General features: G+C 45.3%; 16 protein-coding genes and 1 riboswitch. Of the genes, 10 read left to right on the top strand and 6 right to left on the bottom strand.

Annotated features, from left to right (window positions below; all coding sequences use genetic code 11):
* Nucleotides 1–356: 356 nt before the first annotated feature.
* The 3 genes from IQ263_RS24825 to IQ263_RS24815 all read right to left on the bottom strand — a co-directional run bounded on the left by IQ263_RS24825 (nt 357) and on the right by IQ263_RS24815 (nt 2541).
* Nucleotides 357–1661, bottom strand: coding sequence for a voltage-gated chloride channel family protein (locus tag IQ263_RS24825; protein ID WP_194070785.1), 1305 nt, complete (start codon nt 1659–1661; stop codon nt 357–359).
* Nucleotides 1662–2077: 416 nt separating this feature from the next.
* Nucleotides 2078–2302, bottom strand: a complete 225-nt coding sequence (locus tag IQ263_RS24820; RefSeq protein WP_194070784.1) for a hypothetical protein — start codon at nt 2300–2302, stop codon at nt 2078–2080.
* 32 nt (nt 2303–2334) lie between these two features.
* Nucleotides 2335–2541, bottom strand: coding sequence for a hypothetical protein (locus tag IQ263_RS24815; protein ID WP_194070783.1), 207 nt, complete (start codon nt 2539–2541; stop codon nt 2335–2337).
* Nucleotides 2542–2638: 97 nt separating this feature from the next.
* A riboswitch (Fluoride riboswitch) is annotated at nt 2639–2735 on the bottom strand.
* 433 nt (nt 2736–3168) lie between these two features.
* Between IQ263_RS24815 and IQ263_RS24805 the strand changes: the two genes are divergently transcribed.
* The 7 genes from IQ263_RS24805 (at nt 3169) to IQ263_RS24775 (ending at nt 10901) form a co-directional block, all read left to right on the top strand.
* On the top strand, nt 3169–4272 hold the full coding sequence (locus tag IQ263_RS24805; RefSeq protein WP_194070781.1) for a Rho termination factor (modular protein): 1104 nt from the start codon (nt 3169–3171) through the stop codon (nt 4270–4272).
* Between the two features lie 273 nt (nt 4273–4545).
* A complete protein-coding gene (locus IQ263_RS24800; protein WP_194070780.1) occupies nt 4546–5241 on the top strand; it encodes a Uma2 family endonuclease in 696 nt (231 codons plus the stop codon).
* A gap of 238 nt (nt 5242–5479) precedes the next feature.
* Entirely contained in the window at nt 5480–7378 is a 1899-nt protein-coding gene (locus IQ263_RS24795) for a serine/threonine-protein kinase (protein WP_194070779.1), read from the top strand.
* 292 nt (nt 7379–7670) lie between these two features.
* Nucleotides 7671–7808, top strand: coding sequence for a hypothetical protein (locus IQ263_RS24790; protein ID WP_194070778.1), 138 nt, complete (start codon nt 7671–7673; stop codon nt 7806–7808).
* 45 nt (nt 7809–7853) lie between these two features.
* The gene (locus tag IQ263_RS24785; protein WP_194070777.1) at nt 7854–8120 is read left to right on the top strand and encodes a hypothetical protein; all 267 of its coding nucleotides are present in this window, start codon (nt 7854–7856) and stop codon (nt 8118–8120) included.
* A 459-nt stretch (nt 8121–8579) separates the two neighbouring features.
* Nucleotides 8580–9926, top strand: coding sequence for an EAL domain-containing response regulator (locus IQ263_RS24780; protein WP_194070776.1), 1347 nt, complete (start codon nt 8580–8582; stop codon nt 9924–9926).
* Nucleotides 9927–10238: 312 nt separating this feature from the next.
* A complete protein-coding gene (locus tag IQ263_RS24775; protein WP_194070775.1) occupies nt 10239–10901 on the top strand; it encodes a response regulator transcription factor in 663 nt (220 codons plus the stop codon).
* 185 nt (nt 10902–11086) lie between these two features.
* Here the strand turns inward: IQ263_RS24775 and IQ263_RS24770 are convergent, their stop codons facing one another.
* Together IQ263_RS24770 and IQ263_RS24765 are read right to left on the bottom strand one after the other, a co-directional pair.
* Nucleotides 11087–11812 (bottom strand): pentapeptide repeat-containing protein, encoded by a 726-nt coding sequence (locus IQ263_RS24770; protein ID WP_194070774.1) that lies wholly within the window; start codon nt 11810–11812, stop codon nt 11087–11089.
* 187 nt (nt 11813–11999) lie between these two features.
* Nucleotides 12000–13199, bottom strand: a complete 1200-nt coding sequence (locus IQ263_RS24765; protein ID WP_194009193.1) for a phosphoglycerate kinase — start codon at nt 13197–13199, stop codon at nt 12000–12002.
* A 186-nt stretch (nt 13200–13385) separates the two neighbouring features.
* Between IQ263_RS24765 and IQ263_RS24760 the strand changes: the two genes are divergently transcribed.
* Both IQ263_RS24760 and ylqF read left to right on the top strand, forming a co-directional pair.
* Complete coding sequence (locus IQ263_RS24760) at nt 13386–13796, top strand: universal stress protein (protein ID WP_194070773.1); 411 nt, start codon at nt 13386–13388, stop codon at nt 13794–13796.
* Between the two features lie 224 nt (nt 13797–14020).
* The gene (gene ylqF, locus IQ263_RS24755; RefSeq protein ID WP_194070772.1) at nt 14021–14875 is read left to right on the top strand and encodes a ribosome biogenesis GTPase YlqF; all 855 of its coding nucleotides are present in this window, start codon (nt 14021–14023) and stop codon (nt 14873–14875) included.
* 19 nt (nt 14876–14894) lie between these two features.
* On the opposite strand, the gene IQ263_RS24750 is transcribed toward ylqF, so the two are convergent.
* On the bottom strand, nt 14895–15710 hold the full coding sequence (locus tag IQ263_RS24750; RefSeq protein WP_194070771.1) for an MOSC domain-containing protein: 816 nt from the start codon (nt 15708–15710) through the stop codon (nt 14895–14897).
* Nucleotides 15711–16055: 345 nt separating this feature from the next.
* On the opposite strand from IQ263_RS24750, the gene IQ263_RS24745 reads away from it, so the two are divergent.
* Entirely contained in the window at nt 16056–16769 is a 714-nt protein-coding gene (locus IQ263_RS24745) for a carbonic anhydrase (RefSeq protein WP_194070770.1), read from the top strand.
* The last annotated feature ends 138 nt before the right edge of the window (nt 16770–16907 follow it).

The following is a 16907-nucleotide window of genomic DNA, read 5'->3' as shown; positions in this document are numbered from 1 at the left end:
CCGTCAGTTAGACGGGGATAGCCTGCGGACTGGTGAGTGCCGACACTGCCAGAATGAAACAGGAAGTAAGGTTCAAAGTCCAGCTTTGTATAAAGCTGGGTAGCTTTGGGTAAGTCTTATGTAACGGTTTTGTAACCGATCGCCTTTCATAGCAAAACATGGCCATCAGCAAGACTGGATAAGCCGCGAGTAAAAACCAACCTGCTGCTCAACTGATTTGCTTTGTAGCGTTTTCCAGCCAAATGACTAATACCAAAGCGACTAGCATCGCGATCACGGGTTTATGTAACAGCGTAGGATCAGTAATCAGCATATCCGATTAACCGAACTATCTCAAATAAAGTTAACGGCCGCGACTACTTGATGGTTTTTTCTGTATCACAAGAATTATTTGCATGATTTGGCAACTTTAACTCTTCTTGCATTGGCATAAAAGAGTATTTACTAGAACTAATTCGCTGTGAACTATAAATGCCGGCATGACCAGAAAAAACATAGCTCATCACACAGGATATCGCAATAAATACCCCCGATTCGAGACCAAAAAGTTCAATTCCCATTAAAGTTGAGGCGATCGGTGTATTCGCCGCACCGCCAAAGACAGCAACAAATCCCATTCCTGCCAATAAAGGTGCTGGTAATGCCAAAATTAATGACAAAGCATTGCCTAATGTTGCACCAATAAAAAATAGAGGAGTCACTTCCCCTCCTTTAAAACCTGCCCCTAAAGTTAATGCAGTTAACACTATTTTTGCTGCAAAATCCCAAGGCGGTAACTGAGTGTTAAACGCATCGACAATGGTAGGAATACCCAAACCGATATATTTAGTCGATCCAATCGCCCACACACTCAGTGCGACAATCGCACCACCGATCGCAGTACGAAAAGGAGGATAGGATATTTTTGATTTAAAAAAGTGGCTTATTTTATGAGTGAGTCTGGCAAAAATCATCGCCACAATTCCGAAGATTGCACCAGCGACAATTGCAGAAATTAGCCCCATTGGAGTCATTGTGGGTACAAAGGTAGCATGGCGGTATGCTGTATGATGCAGACCCAAAGCTAAGGTAATGCGATCGCCCACAACTGCTGCAACTAAACAGGGAAAAAGAGCATCATGTTGAATATTTCCAATTGCTAAAACCTCTAAACCAAAGATAGTTCCAGCTAAGGGAGTTCCGAAAACGGAAGCAAATCCACCACTGAGAGCAGACATTAATAAAATTCGTCGATTAGCGTGTTTAAAGCGGAATATTTTAGTTAATTGGTCTGCGAGTGATGCAGCAATTTGCAGTGCTGTCCCTTCACGACCTGCAGAACCCCCAAATAAATGAGTTATATCTGTACCTAGCAGTACCATCGGAGCCATCCGCAACGGAATAATATTTTTCGGGTTATGAATCTCTTCGAGTAAAAGATTATTTCCAGCTTCTACATTTTTTCCATATCGATGATAAATCCAACCACTTAAGAATCCAGCCAGGGGCAATAAGGCAATAATCCACAGATGAGACTCTCGCCAATTTGTTGCCAACTCTAAAGATGTTAGGAGAGCAGCGGAACCTAAGCCGGAAAGAATACCAACTAGACAAGAAATGATGAACCACTTACTGATTTTGACTAAGGCAATGAATTGCTCAAATTGCTCAAACCATTTCACGAGAAAAATTCCTATTTTTGAATTAAATCTTGGTGAATATTAAAGTAGCGAAACCTCTGTTGCAAATATCACCAAATCAGGGTTGATTGTTGCGATATTTTCCCAGAATTACGGGGGAATCAAACTATTTTACTATCGTCGTTTGCGCTCCAAAACTGACTAATATCAAATCCTCTTTTCATCGGAATAGTAAATTCACTGTTAACAGTTAACATCATGTATGAGTGCAACCGGAATTGATATAACACTTGTTCGCAAAGTCTATGTCCCCGTTTTTCCATCACAATCTCTGTCACCTCATACTAGACCTCTTGTATAAATCTTCGATCGATAAATTCAAGGCTAATTAAAAGCAGATGCAACAACTATCGATGCAGATGATTTTCAAGATAGTTTATGACTTTGGTAATGCAAGTCTAATCTTGAGCGACGCGAATAATTTCCTTTGAAACGGAGGCATTAATGCTAATAAGTTGATGACGGATATCTGAAAGTAATTTTTGAGTGCGATCGCCCAGTTGTTCTACAGCTTCTTTTTCCACAATATTAATGACGTAGAACACAATTACTTCACCATCAACACGACGCGCTAGGCTTGCTGCCTCGAACAAAACTTTTGTACAAAAGGGATAAGTATCCACTGCTGCTAACAATATAGTAGGACTTACTGCTGTTAGTTTTTCATCAGGATAATTATCATTGCCACAATTGGTAGATTATCCGCCGATTTCAGCACTTCTGGACTCAGGACATCGCTAACTTGCGGCCCTAAAACTATCCCCACCAAAATCATTCCAATCAGAGGCGGAGCACCTAAGCGGCGCGCAATTTGACCCGTAAAAAAGCCCATGAATAAAATCCACAGCACACTAGCTAACATGAGATTCCTTTCTCCAGTTCCTGAGTATGGACAAAGGCTTGCTAGCTGTGAGAAGTTAGTGAGAAGTTTTCACGGCCCTACTCTCCGGCAGCAAGCCAGAAAAGTAGGAGCCATCAGCCTTTTAGTCTTTCAATTAACGCAAGGAAAGAATGACTATTTAGGCGGTTTTGGCGAGCTCCATCGCCATCGAGAGTATTGTAGCATCTTTTGTACAGAATTAGCGAAAGAATATCTTTTATTGCAGAATTGCGATCGCAACTCGCAACGTCAGCCTGTTAGCGAAGCCCTCGCAGAGGCTCGCCCTAACTCCAAAAAAAGTAAAGATGAGTAAAGCGGTGTATCATTTGTGTCCCACAGCCAGTTAAACTCATCACAGTCGCTTTTTTTAGGAATTGCAGTCTGTTTTGTCGATCGCCCGGGTTCTCACCGCACAGCCAGCGGCACAGTAAAGCACTGCGGCGATATGTCCTCCTGAGCGCACAGTCTGGCTAAGGTGTTTGTCTCGCACCTTATGGCTGAGAGTTATTGGGTTAATCTCGCATCACTCAAAACGCAGGCTGTAAAGTGCAAATATACATAATTACCCAAACACCATAATTTTGATGACAAAAGGGGACTTGTAACAAGATGGATCGATCGCAAGATCAAAACCGAATAGTTGAATATTTACGGATTAAGCCAATTAGTCACAGTCAGATTTATACTTCGCAAATTGCGGTACCTGAGACTGAGGGGAGAGAAATCCCTCGCGAACGCCGCGAAGCTCTCAGAAGAAGCCTCATCGAGCAAGGTAGCAACTTAATTCCTTTAATTGTACGTCCTACAGAAGCTTACAGCAACGAAGAAGAATATGAAGTAATCTGCGGCTCAGATTGGTGTATTGTTGCGAAAGAACTCGGCACCGAGCAAATGTGGGCTTGGGTTTTTGAAATGACGGATGAGGAGGTAGCTGCTGCTCGATCGGAAATGGAACATTTAGCTCCGCAACCGACTCAGAAAACCTCACAACTTGAGACTCTACTGCAACAATTTGAGCAGTCATTTCAAAAAAAAATCGATAGTCTAACTAAACAAATAGAACAATCTGTTAAAAAAAATGAAGATTTACTAAAAAAGCAACTAAAAGCTCTAATTCAGCCTAATTTTGAGAGTGACAGAATAGAACAAATTCAGCGTCGGCTCGAACAAGTTGAAAAAACATTTCACGAAAAGGTAGATAAATTGGCTAAAAAAAATGAACAGTCGGGGAGCGATAATTCTCCGAAATCGGCGGTAATTTCTGAGACAAATCTGGCAGGTGCGTCGATCCAGTTGGATGAACTAGAAAAGCTGCTGTCAATAAAATTAAAACGCACAGTCCAAATTATTAATCAGTTTGTTTCCGAGGCGATTGAAGATGTAGAAAGCGATCTCAAAAATCAAATCGCTACACTCCGCAGCCAACTTTCCGACGGTGCGACGCCCTCAGAAATACCGCCGCAAATACAGGGTAAAAAGCAGCCGAAGGCGCAGCGTCAGAAGCAGTCGAAGGCGCAGCAAAAACCTCAGCTACCGCAGTTGCAGTTGCAGTTGCCGTTTCCGCCCCAAGAGGAAGACTACGAGGCTCTTTCACTGAGGCGGTTAAAGGATCTCGGCAAAGACCGGAAATTGCCGGGATACGCGCGCATGAAACGACCGGAAATTCTGGCGGCTCTCAGAGAATCTGACGCGCAATCAAGGGGTAATTGCTAATATTTCAAGACTAATTGTTTGGGGTTCGATCGCGTTTTTAGACAAAAGCGCGATCGGGATTTCAGAATAGTAGAACTCTTGCAAAAATCCAAAGTCCCCCACCCCAACCCTCCCCTCCCGCGGGGAGGGAGCAAGATGATTCTTGTTTCTCCCCTTAATAAGGGGGGACTTGCGGGGGGTGAATTTGACTTTTGCAAGAGGTCTAGTCCTCGGCAGAGATATCAAAAGCTTGCTAAAATAGACAGATAACCTCTTACTCCTCACCCAGCAGCCATGTCCGCAACGGCAGAATTAGCTACTACCCAAGAAATACCAGAACAAGAGATACCGGAAAACTTTATCTTTCCGCCCGACGATTTATATAGTGATGAACATTCCGTAGAAACAGAACTGCACCTGCGACAAATAATCCTACTGCTCAACTGTCTAGAATGGCTGTGGCGAGATAGAAATGATTTCTATGCTGCGGGAAACCTCACCCTTTATTACTGTTCCAAGCAACTCAAATCGAAGGACTTCCGAGGCTCAGACTTTTTTGTGGTACTCGGAACTGAACGAAAAACTCGGAAAAGCTGGGTTGTTTGGGATGAAGAGGGAAAGTACCCGAATATTATCGTTGAAATCCTGTCGCCCAAAACAGCGAATATAGACAAAAACTTTAAAAAACAACTCTATCAAGATACTTTTCGCACTCACGATTACTTTTGGTTCGACGCAGAAACTTTAGAGTTAGCTGGGTTTCATTTACTTGACGGGGAATATGAAGCAATCGCACCTAACGAATTCGGGCATCTGCGGAGTCAGCAGCTCGATTTGAGTCTGGGAATTTGTGGGGAAAAATTGCGTTTTTTTACTGCTGAAGGAGAGCTTGTTCCTACTTTAGAAGAGGTTGCAGAAAGGGAGACTCAACGAGCCGATCGCCTGGCCGCGAAACTGCGAGAATTAAATATCGATCCCGATACAATTTAGCGCCCGGTTCCTTGCAAAAAAAACGGTTGATGGCTTGGTGTATTCGAGGTCGCCAAAATCGCACAGCCGACCAACTGGCGCGCCCGAAACCGCCTTTTTGAACAACAATAACCGCAGGAGATGACCGTGGCGGGCGATCGGTCAATCAACACTGACACACTATGTCAAGATTAATTAGCGCGATCGGCCAAAACTCATAGTTTCAGTCAAGCGTACAAATCCGACGCAGCAAGTTTCAATGAACAATCCCATCTACCCCGGCATAACTCTCAACAACCACTACCGCATCGTCCGCGAATTGGGACACGGAGGCTTCGGGCGCACCTACCTAGCTGAAGATGCCCACCGATTTAACGAACCCTGCGTTTTAAAAGAATTTGCGCCCCAAGTGCACGGAAGTTACGCCTTACAAAAATCCGAGGAACTCTTCGAGCGAGAAGCCGGAGTGCTCTACAAGCTGCAACACAATCAAATCCCGCGCTTCCGCGAACTGTTTCGAGTCAGTATTAGCGATCGAGGCTACCTATTTCTCGTCCAAGACTACGTACCGGGCCAAACCTACCGCTTCCTGCTGGATGCCCGCAAGCGTCAGGGTTTGCGGTTCATAGAAGCAGAAATCAATCAACTGCTGTTCCAGATTTTGCCAGTGCTCGAATACATTCACTCTCTGGGAGTGATTCACCGCGACATCTCCCCAGACAACCTGATTCTGCGCTTGTCTGACGGAATGCCGGTGTTGATTGACTTCGGCGGAGTCAAACAAGTCGCCGCCACCGTAGAATCTCTGTTTGCCGAAGCTAACGGCACTCCCGCCCCCGCAACTCGCATCGGCAAGCTCGGCTATGCTCCCGTCGAACAGATGCAAATGGGCATCGTCAATCCCCACAGCGACTTGTACGCTCTGGCGGCGACAGTTTTGGTGTTGCTGACGGGGAAGGAACCGCATCAGTTGCTCGACAGCCAGACGTTGAATTGGAACTGGCGAGCTGAATGTTCTCTATCTCCCAATTTGTCCCTAGTGTTGGATAAAATGCTCGCTCACGGGCCGAACCAGCGTTACTCCTCGGCTCGCGAGGTAATGCTCGCTCTCTCCGGCAATCCGCCTTTACAGCCACCGCAGCCGGCCCCAAATTTTGCGCCCGCGCCGTCGCCGGATCGATCGCCCATACCCATGCCCGCCCCAGTCCCAACACTGCCGGGAATTCCTGTGCGAGCCGCTATTAACAACCAGCAAAAAATGCCTGCTTGGCAAATGGTTTTGTTTGTGGTGGCGGTGCTTGTGGGTATGGGGGGAGTTGGCTGGTTTGCGGGCAATTATTTGTTAAACCTGCAATCAAAAGTGCAGAAAATTCCCCAAACTCGGGGCCCGAAGCAGCAGCAAGAAGATGTTTTGCGCGATCGCTTTTCAAGGCTCGGAATTGACGATCGATTCTATAGCGGTTACGTCAACCTTGTAGACGAAAATTTCTATGCCAAATACCCTGAATTGGGTGGGCGACTGCTAAAAGAAGGTGAGGACGATCGCCTGTGGCGCGAAAGGTGGCAGAAAATCGGCGACGAGTTGCTCGACAAACTCCAAAACCTCAGCAGCGACGCTAGAGCCAGGTTGGGGAGTTACGATACCGCCGATATCGATCGCTGGAAAACTGAGGTTAACAAGCTGAATTTGAGCAGTCGGGCTTTGTACGATTTGGCTGATGCGAAGTTCTTTTATTGGTTTCCGCGACAGCCGCGCGATCGCAATATCATCGGTTTGCCGATCGGACAAATTTGGCAAGCAATCACCGCCGACACCCTCGCAGCTTTGCAAGCAGGAGCAACTCTCGAAAGCGTAGAATTTGACAGCCGAGCTAACAGCAAAACCCTCACCGGTAATCTCAAACCCGGAGAAGGCAAAGCATATATTGCGCGGTTAGCTCAAAATCAAACTTTGCGAGTAAATTTGCAAGCGCCGCCAAAATCTACTCTGCTGTCAATGTATTCTCCTGGGAGAACCACCAAAGCTAGAGCTTTGCTGCAAGATGCAGAGGATCGGAGTTGGTCGGGATTGCTGGATGATGCTGGTTTTTATGAATTCGTAGTGGTTTCTCAGTCATCCGAGCCGATCGCCTACGAATTGAATCTGACAGCAAAGTAAGAGATTATAACACAATTTTCTCCAAATTATACAACTGTCGGGCAATTCCTAATCCATATCCAGTCAATCATCCTCAATTCTTGAGAATCGAGTTGCACTCCATCGCTTTCAGTCATGGAACGATCTGCGTCTATCGGTGTTTATCCGTTTAAAATCTGCGGTTAAAAGGGCGATCGAATATCGAATATTGATGCAGCTCAAGTCTTTTAATCTCAAATCCTATAACCCCCGCCCAAAAACAGACATAAGCCCCAGACACTCGTCGCTGGTCGCCCCAAACTTTATATGCAAGATGGATTTGCAAATCAATCTAAAATCTAAAACTTGTACCCTCGCGACTTGTCGGCTGGCGCAGCCGAAGCAAGCCGAAATATCTAAAATCTCAAATCGATTGATGGCTATTGACGCTTTGAGGGCGATCGGGCAATAATAAGGTAATCCTGAGCTGGTGAATTTTTAGATTCAAAAAAATAATATGGTGAGATTTGCGATCGTAGCTTTATTAACTTTGGGATTAGTATTAGTGACAGCATTTGGTTTGCGTCCCGCCAGTGCAACAGTAAGCAATCCCGAATTTTATGCTTGGAACTTTGCCTCTGTAGGCAGCAGCGAACTTGTGTGTAAAAAGACAGTTGTAGTTCCGCAAAACAAAATCGTTGCGTCATCAATGCAGGCTGTCAGCATCAATTCTGCAATTGTAGATAACAAGTTTTGTGAGAACTCCACTAAGCCATTGAATTAAGACGGTGTATCCGAGCCTATCCTGATGAGCTAGCATTAAAATTTGCTCGCGCGTGCGGACTTTAGTCCGCAGCCGGAGAGTGGACTAAAGTGAACACTACGAATCGTTGTTATGGCGATCGACCCGATATGATATGACCTGGAAGTATATAAGTAATTGCCACCATCTGCTCGCAGAAAGTGTTGGCGACATTTTTTGAGGCTCAATCTCCGCGAGCTTGTAATAATAATTTATAAAACTTGTATCGCGCCGCAGTTTTCTGACCTGACAAAACTGGACAAATATCGAACTATTCCCAATTTTGTCAGGTATTCGATTGTGATTTAAGAACAGATGCAAAATTATTAGCCATTTGGCTAATAATTTATTGGCTAATTGGCCTAATCAGTAGCTCGTTAGTTTGAGTATGCTAGAGTTAGTCAGGTTCTGATATATAGTGCCATCTGTAATCTAAGTATCATGCTCAAAATTTTGGTTATTGAGGACGACGAATTAATCCGGGAAACTCTTCTGCAACTCCTGGAATCTCAAAGCTATCGGGTGATTGTCGCCGAAAACGGTCGATTTGGGGTGCAGATGGCACTTTCAGAAATCCCCGATTTAATTTTGTGCGACGTGCAGATGCCGGAAATCGACGGTTATGACGTGTTGCGGACGTTGCGACAAAACTCTCTAGCCGCAACAATTCCATTTATTTTTCTCACGGCTCAAAGTTCCAAAACCGATTTTCGTCGGGGGATGGAATTGGGAGCCGACGATTACCTGACAAAGCCCTTTACTAAGGCTGAATTGCTCGGAGCCATTGCTTCTGGCATCTCGAAACGGCAAAGAATTACTCAACCGCTGACATTCGCGCTTCACCAAGCAGAAGCCAGACTCAAAGATTTAGTTAACGAATCTACCAATGCTTCAGTCTTCTCTCCTGAAAAGTTGGCTCTGGAATCTCTGCTGCGCCGCGCTTTGGCACAAGGTGAGTTTCAGGTATACTATCAGCCGCAGGTGGATATTGCTACCGGACAAATCATCGGTGCTGAAGCCTTGGTGCGGTGGCAAAATCCCGATCGAGGTATAATTTCTCCCGCCGAATTTATTCCCTTAGCCGAAGAAACAGGTTTAATTATTCAGATTGGCGAGTGGGTACTGCTTTCAGCTTGCGCTCAAGCCGCTAGTTGGGTGGCGGCGGGGTTTTCGCCCTTTAGGATATCAGTAAATTTGTCGGCCAGACAGTTATCCGACCCGGAACTCAAAGCGCGAATCGTGCAAATATTGGAAACTACAGGCTTGGAGCCTGCTAATTTAGAATTAGAAATGACCGAAAGCGCTTTAGTGGAAAATGCGACAGTCGCAGGCGCTACTTTAAACGAACTTAAAGCTCTAGGAATTCGGATTGCGATCGACGACTTCGGCACGGGTTATGCTACTTTAGGATATCTCAAGCTATTTGCCTTTGACAGTTTAAAGATCGATCGAATTTTCGTCCGCAATGCCAATGAAGACTCTCAAAATGCTGCTATTACTACAGCAGTAATTTTACTGGGTCACAGTTTAAACATGACAGTAATTGCTGAAGGCGTAGAAACAGAAGCAGAACTAGCCTTTTTGAAAAAGCACAACTGCGATATCATCCAGGGATATCTGTTCAGCCGCCCCGAACCCGCACCGATATTTGAAAGTATCTTAGTTGCCGACCAGCGTTTGTTCGCGCCGCCCGCGGCGGCTGCAACTGCTCACTTTATGCCCTTTGTACCCCTGTCGGAACCAGAAAAATCTAAAAACCTTTCCATGTCTAGTCTAGGAATAGTCTAAATGTTAGCAAGATTTGTGTATAATAAAACAAAATTCTGGCTTTTAGCTGCTATTTTCTGCGGAAAAGTTGACGATGCTTCATAAAAAGTTGTACTTTTTTGGGATAGGCAAATAAAAAAAGGAGATTTTCCCCAATATTCCTCTACTTCTTCCCATTATGTGGGAGCGGCACCGGTAATTGGACTATTTGAGGAATTGTGCCGTCTTGAAATTGGGAGCCTTTATCAAGTTGCAGCAGGTAAACTCATTTAAGTTCCTACTTTGGGAGCCGCAGTTTTAAAAACTGTCAACGGGAATTGGTGCAAGGCTGTCATGGAAAGAATCTTAGTAGTTGACGACGAAGCAGACTGTCAAACAGTCTTAGCAATGTACCTGGAAAGCCAAGGATACCGGGTGGAATGCGCTACTTCTGGAATTGAGGCGCTCTCGATTTTTGAAAATGCCCCTCCTGATTTGGTAATTTCCGATGTGATGATGCCGGAAATGGACGGGTTTGAGTTTTGCCGGCGCTTGCGTACTACCCGTTTGGGACAGTTAGTGCCGTTTATATTTTTATCAGGCCAAGGCGAGATTGAGTCAAAAGTTGAGGGTCACGCGATCGGCGCTGACGATTATCTGGTAAAACCTTTTCAGTCTGAAGAAATCTTGGCTAAAGTGAAGGGACAATTAGAGCGCTCTCACCGCATTCACGCCGAGATTGTCCGACTGCTGCAAACTTCTAGCGCTAGGCTGGAGCCAAAACTTGTGGCCGTATTGCCAAATCCTGCACCTTTGCCTCTCACACCAGCCGAGGAAAGAGTATTTTGGGAAGTTATCCAAGGTTATACTAACAAACAAATTAGCGATCGGCTGTTTATTAGCCCCCGGACCGTACAAGCTCATTTAGGCAGCATATTCAGCAAACTACAGTTAGAAAATCGCGCCCAGCTTGTGAAATTCGCCCTAGAAAGGGGATACAAACCACCTCAAAATTAGCTCATATACCCATTCTGATTTAAGAGAGGTAATGGGTAATTGGTAATTGGTAATCGTAATTGGTCATCGCTCGTGCTGGACAGAACTCACCTAAGAAGCTCTATAGATAGAGCCAGGGTGCGCCAGCGGGTCAAACGCTCTCGTAGCTGCTAAAATAATCGCGGCTGACGCACTCTAGGACTGAATTACTCCAAATTCCCAACACAATCAGGAAAAGTAGTTATCACACAAACCCCCGGCCCCAAATTCGTCCCCCGCAAGTTAGCACGTTCCAAATCAGCTTGCCGCGCATTATTAGCCGCGTCAATATTTGTCCCGCTCAATTGAGCTTTAGCAAGCCGAGTATTTGACAAAATAGCATTCTGCAAATTAGTATCGCGCACGTCAGCAAAAGACATATCCGCTCCGCTTAAATTCGCGCGATTCAAATTAACTCTAAAAAGCAGCGAACGCCTCAAATCCACATTCGACAAATTAGCTTGCAGCAAATTAGATTCACCCAAATTAGCATTAAAAAGTTTAGCACCGCGCAAATCAGCTCTCGTCATATTTGCCCGCCCCAAAAAAGCATTAGACAAATCCGCATTTCGCAAATTAGCACTGTCCAAGCCAACACCGTACATCTCCGCATTAACCAAATTAGCATTCGCCAAATTAGCACCACTTAAATCAGCTTCTAGCAAATTAGCTTCGTAGAGATTAGCTCCGCTTAAATCAGCACCCCTTAAATTTGCTCTGTACAAACTCGCCTTAAACAAATCAGCATTTCTTAAATCGCAGCCCTCACACTCCTTACTTTCCAGCAACCGCCGGACATGATCTGGATTTTGAGCTTTGACGGGAGCTGCCAGCAAAAACGGCGCTAAAACTGCTACAGTTGCCGTTATACTTGCCAAGATTTTAAGTTTCACAAACAAACCTCACTGCCACTTCAGATCGATCGTACTCGCAAACAGTAGAATTTCAACCCATTTCTTTCTCTCTTTTCTCCCTCTCTGCGCTCTCTGCGCTCTCTGCGGTAAAAAAAAACAGCATTCGCAGCCAATGATTTAGACCTGCTTACAGCAAGGCGGGCCAAGCCCGCCCTACTTAACTCAATCAAGCCTCATCTAAAGCTGCAACACCAGGCAATTCCTTACCTTCTAGCAGTTCCAAACTAGCACCGCCACCAGTAGAAATGTGGCTCATTTCAGACCCCAAATTCAACTGTTCCACAGCCGCTACCGAATCACCGCCACCGATAATTGTGGTAGTGCCGGTTTTAGTAATTCCCGCCAAAGAATGGGCAATTCCTTCAGTTCCAGCAGCAAACTTCTCCATCTCAAATACGCCCATCGGCCCGTTCCAGATTACTGTTTTGCAATCGGCCAAAGCATCTTGGAAGGTTTTCACAGAATCCGGGCCGATATCCAAACCCATCCAACCATCGGGAATGTTCTCAACAGAGACAGTTTGAGTGTTAGCGTCAGCAGCAAACTTGTCAGCAACTACCACATCAGTAGGTAACAGAAAAGTAACTCCCCGTTCCTTCGCCTTAGCTTCCAAAGACTTCGCCAATTCCAGCTTGTCATCTTCCACCAAAGACTTACCAACGCTCAAACCGCGAGCCTTGTAGAACGTGAACACCATGCCGCCTCCCAGCAGCAATTTGTCGCACTTTTCGAGCAGTTTTTCAATGACTCCAATCTTGCTGGAAACCTTGGAACCACCGATAATAGCAGCTAAGGGACGCTGAGGATTGTCGATCGCACTACCGAGATACTGCAATTCCTTCTCCATCAAAAACCCAGCCACAGAAGGACTCAGATACTTAGTAACGCCCTCAGTAGAAGCGTGAGCCCGGTGAGCCGTACCAAAAGCATCATTGACATACAAATCGGCCACAGAAGCTAACTTCTTGGCAAATTCCGGGTCATTTGCTTCTTCTTCGGGATAGAAGCGGACATTTTCCAGCAAAACCACATCGCCATCAGCCATCGCCGCCACTGTAGCAGCCACTTCATCGCCGATGCAGTCGTCAGTCTTTTTGACCTCTTTCCCCAGCAATTCCGACAGCCGCTTAGCAACCGGAGTCAAGCGCAACTTCTCCGTCACACCCTTGGGACGCCCGAAGTGACTGCACAAAATGACCTTAGCGCCCTTGGATGCTAAATCCTGAATAGTCGGCAGAGCAGCCCGGATGCGAGTATCATCAGTGATATTGCCGTTGTCGAGCGGCACGTTAAAGTCCGCCCGCACCAATACCCGTTTGCCCGATAAGTCTGATGCTGATAAATTTGCTACAGTTTTTTTTGTCACAGGATTAACCTCCTAGATATTTGTGTTTTTGTCTAATTCCGTTGAAATGGTGGCACTCGTCACTTGCACTTGGGGCCTCGGACGCATTCAACCGCGCCCGCACACAAAACGGAAGATGAAACAAACGGCACTGATTTGGCTCAACGTAAACATTTTATCGGAGTCCGTGTCCGGGAAATGCGAACTATGTTCAAGACCGTCTTATTTCCTGTAGATCAAAGCCGAGAAGCCCGCGAAGCTGCCGAAAAGGTTGTCAATATCGTGAAAACCTACGCTTCTCGTTTAGTTATTCTGTCGGTAGTCGAGCCCCCAGCCGAGGAGGGCGACGCGCCGCCAGAGGTGATGGGTTCGCCCGAAGCAGTGGCCAAACTGCTTTCGGAAGCCCAGTCGATGTTTTCCCAGCAGGGAATTGAAGCTGAAATCATTGAACGAGAAGGCAAACCGGCTTTCACGATTTGTGATGTGGCTGACGAAATTGGCGCTGATTTGATTGTGATGGGCTGTCGCGGGATGGGTTTAACCGATGATGGGGCGTCTGACAGCGTTACCAATCGGGTGATCAATCTGTCTCCTTGTGCAGTTTTGATTGTGCCTTAGTCATTAGTCATTAGTTGTTAGTCATTAGTCATTAGTTGTTAGTCAGGTGTGATGTCATGTCCGACTAAATAAACGTAGATTCTTTAGGGGCGGGTTCATCCGTATCTATTATGTAAATCCAAGGTATTTGTAAACCCGCCCTGACTGATGACTGATGACTGATGACTGATGACTGATGACTGATGACTAATGACTAATGACTAATAACTAATAACTAATAACTAATGAAAATTCACTGGTATCCCGGTCACATTGCCAAAGCTGAACGGGCATTAAAAGAACAGCTAAAGCGAGTAGATGTGGTGCTCGAAGTCCGAGATGCCCGCATTCCATTGGCGACTTACCACCCCCAAATGCCTAGCTGGGTGGGCGGTAAGGCGCGAGTATTGGTGGTCAACCGCATGGATATGATTACGCCTCGAACCCGCGAGGCGTGGGAAACATGGTTTGAGTCCCAGGGAGAAACCGCCTATTTTACCAATGCCGAGCACGGCCAAGGAGTACACGATGTTTCCGATGCTGTCCAGGAGGCTGGGGTGCAGCTAAATAAACGCAGGTTCGATCGAGGTATGCTGCCCCGTCCAGTTCGGGCGGTGGTAATGGGCTTTCCAAATGTCGGAAAATCTGCTTTAATCAACCGGCTGTTAGGACAGAGAGTAGTGGACAGTGCCCGCAGAGCTGGAATAACTAAATCGCTCAGATGGATTCGCATTTCTGACGAAATTGAGTTATTAGATGCCCCCGGAATCATCCCCACCCGGATTAACAATCAAGAAAATGCCATAAAATTAGCTATTTGCGAAGATATTGGCGAAGCTGCTTACGACAATCAAGTAGTAGCGGCGGCTATGGTAGATTTGATCCTAAAACTTGAGGCGGATGATGACACTTTAGTATCAGTATCTGGTTTCAAATCCCGGTATAAAGTAGATTTAGGATCTAGTAACGGTGAAGATTATTTGCACGAGGTAGCAAAAGACAGATATAAAGGAGATGTCGAACGAACGGCGCGACAAATGTTGAATGATTTTAGAACTGGTGTGTTGGGTAAGCTTAGTTTGGAATTGCCGCTGGATTAATCAGACTCGTGCTGTACCACTAATCAGGAATGGCATTAAATAGAGATTTGGTGACTCTGAGGATTTGAACTTCGTCTCCTATTCGTACTATTTTTCCGGCGGCTTCCCGTGGTACTCGCGTGTTAACTATCAGTCTGCTCAAGTGATTTAAACCCCCATCTTTTGCCAAGTCAGGCATAATTTCCTTGTACTTGGCTATTAGTAAATTTTTCAAATTTGGATAAGTTTCTGTCGTAGCAGAATTTCGCGTTGATAGGAGACAGGGCTGACGGGGTTTAATGCCTTCAAATATTACTGTCCCTATTTTAAACCTAACAATTTCGTCTGCTTCTGGAAAAAGTTGGTCTTCCCAAAAAGCCGGGACATCTCCTATTTCAATATTAGCTCGCAAGCGATGTCGCATCTCGTTAACGCAAACTCTCGGAAACCAAGATGCAGCTTCGGCAATGGTTTGGGTACTGACAATAGTTGGTCCCGGTGCTGCGGTATTGTCGGGAAACCCTGTCAGCAAGTTTTCAATTAATTGAACGGAGAAACCGAAGTAGCTACTCAACCAATATTCTATTTCGGGGCGTTCTCTATCTACATGAAAAAAAATTTCTTGTTCGGTGTCTTTAATTTTTAGGCCGGCAACTCTTTTTTTGATGTCAAATGAAAAGTGCAGAAAATGGATTCCGCTGTTGTGCTTAGTGTTAATAAATTCTCCGGCTGCGTCGCAGATTGCAAAAGAGCGATCGCCTTCTAGAGCTCCGCTAGCAAGAATAGTAGCTTGACTGACTGCTATGCCGTCCAGAGACTTGACTGGATAGATATGAATGCTGGCAACGTAAGACATTTGGATTTATTTATAAATAATTGTCTTTTTAGATACACTATAGCATCCTCTGCCGGCAGAACGATGACGGCTGTTGACTTTTTGAAATAAAATTGGGCAATTTTTTTGAAGTGTAATGTTTGCCCTAGCTATTTGTAAAGAATAATTAAATAATTTAGGTCGCTATTGCCGATCTTGTGGTAACTCTTATGCTATAAAATATAGGACTTAGGCACGGGCGACCCGAAACCGGGTTTTTAACTAAAATATTTGTTTAAAAATTTCTTGGGAGAGTTTAAAAAGTCGGTTTTTTTGTTGGGGTGCGTCCATGACTAAAGTACAAAAAATTGAACTGAGTTGCAAGTAATGACTGAAAGCGAAAAAACAGGCAGGATTTCGCGAAGAAATTTAATGTTGAGGGCTGGTGCAGGGATGCTGGCGGCAAGCATTGCACCTGCGTTTTTACAAGCCCAAGCTGCAAATGCTGCAGAGATTATTTCTGAGATTACTCCCGACGGTGCTCTCAAGAAATTGATGCAGGGGAATCAACGCTACATTGAACAAAAACGGACATTTCCCGACCAAGCCCGATCGCGAATTGTCGAAGTAGCGCAGGGTCAACATCCGTTTGCAACCATCCTTGCTTGTTCTGATTCGCGGGTTGCTCCCGAAATTATTTTCGACCAAGGATTGGGTGATTTATTTGATATCCGAGTAGCTGGAAATTTTCTCGACGATGGGGTTTTGGGAAACATGGAATATGCGGTAGTAGAATTAGGGGTTCCGCTATTAGTAATTTTGGGTCACGAACGCTGCGGTGCGGTTAAAGCTGCTTTAGATGGGAAGGCTGTGCCGGGTCACATTGGGACTTTGGTGGCGGCGATTAAACCGGCAGTTGATAGCACAAAAGGTGACAAAGGCGATGCGTGGGATAATGCAGTCAGAGCTAATGTGAAAATGAATGTGCAGAAGTTAAGTTCTTCGTCGCCTATTTTGGCTGAAGCTGTGAAAGCGGGCAAGCTGAAAGTTGTTGGGGGGCGCTACGATTTGGATAGTGGCAAAGTGGAGATAATTGCTTGATTTTGCTGGTAAGTCATTAGTCATTAGTCATTAGTCATTAGTCATTAGTCATTAGTCATTAGTCATTAGTCATTAGTCATTAGTCATTAGTCATTAGTCATTAGTCATTAGTCATTAGTCATTAGTCATTAGTCATTA

This window comes from Tychonema sp. LEGE 06208 (assembly GCF_015207505.1).
Lineage (GTDB): Bacteria > Cyanobacteriota > Cyanobacteriia > Cyanobacteriales > Microcoleaceae > Microcoleus.
This window is presented reverse-complemented; position numbering and strand designations above follow the sequence as displayed.

Bases quoted from the DNA above. Each gene is read 5' to 3' on its own strand.
- IQ263_RS24805 (WP_194070781.1), top strand. From the start codon at position 3,169: ATGGATCGATCGCAAGATCAAAACCGAATAGTTGAATATTTACGGATT.
- IQ263_RS24790 (WP_194070778.1), top strand. From the start codon at position 7,671: ATGGATTTGCAAATCAATCTAAAATCTAAAACTTGTACCCTCGCGACT.
- ylqF (WP_194070772.1), top strand. From the start codon at position 14,021: ATGAAAATTCACTGGTATCCCGGTCACATTGCCAAAGCTGAACGGGCA.
- IQ263_RS24800 (WP_194070780.1), top strand. From the start codon at position 4,546: ATGTCCGCAACGGCAGAATTAGCTACTACCCAAGAAATACCAGAACAA.
- IQ263_RS24750 (WP_194070771.1), bottom strand. From the start codon at position 15,710: ATGTCTTACGTTGCCAGCATTCATATCTATCCAGTCAAGTCTCTGGAC.
- IQ263_RS24760 (WP_194070773.1), top strand. From the start codon at position 13,386: ATGTTCAAGACCGTCTTATTTCCTGTAGATCAAAGCCGAGAAGCCCGC.
- IQ263_RS24795 (WP_194070779.1), top strand. From the start codon at position 5,480: ATGAACAATCCCATCTACCCCGGCATAACTCTCAACAACCACTACCGC.
- IQ263_RS24815 (WP_194070783.1), bottom strand. From the start codon at position 2,541: ATGTTAGCTAGTGTGCTGTGGATTTTATTCATGGGCTTTTTTACGGGT.
- IQ263_RS24780 (WP_194070776.1), top strand. From the start codon at position 8,580: ATGCTCAAAATTTTGGTTATTGAGGACGACGAATTAATCCGGGAAACT.
- IQ263_RS24775 (WP_194070775.1), top strand. From the start codon at position 10,239: ATGGAAAGAATCTTAGTAGTTGACGACGAAGCAGACTGTCAAACAGTC.
- IQ263_RS24785 (WP_194070777.1), top strand. From the start codon at position 7,854: ATGGTGAGATTTGCGATCGTAGCTTTATTAACTTTGGGATTAGTATTA.
- IQ263_RS24745 (WP_194070770.1), top strand. From the start codon at position 16,056: ATGACTGAAAGCGAAAAAACAGGCAGGATTTCGCGAAGAAATTTAATG.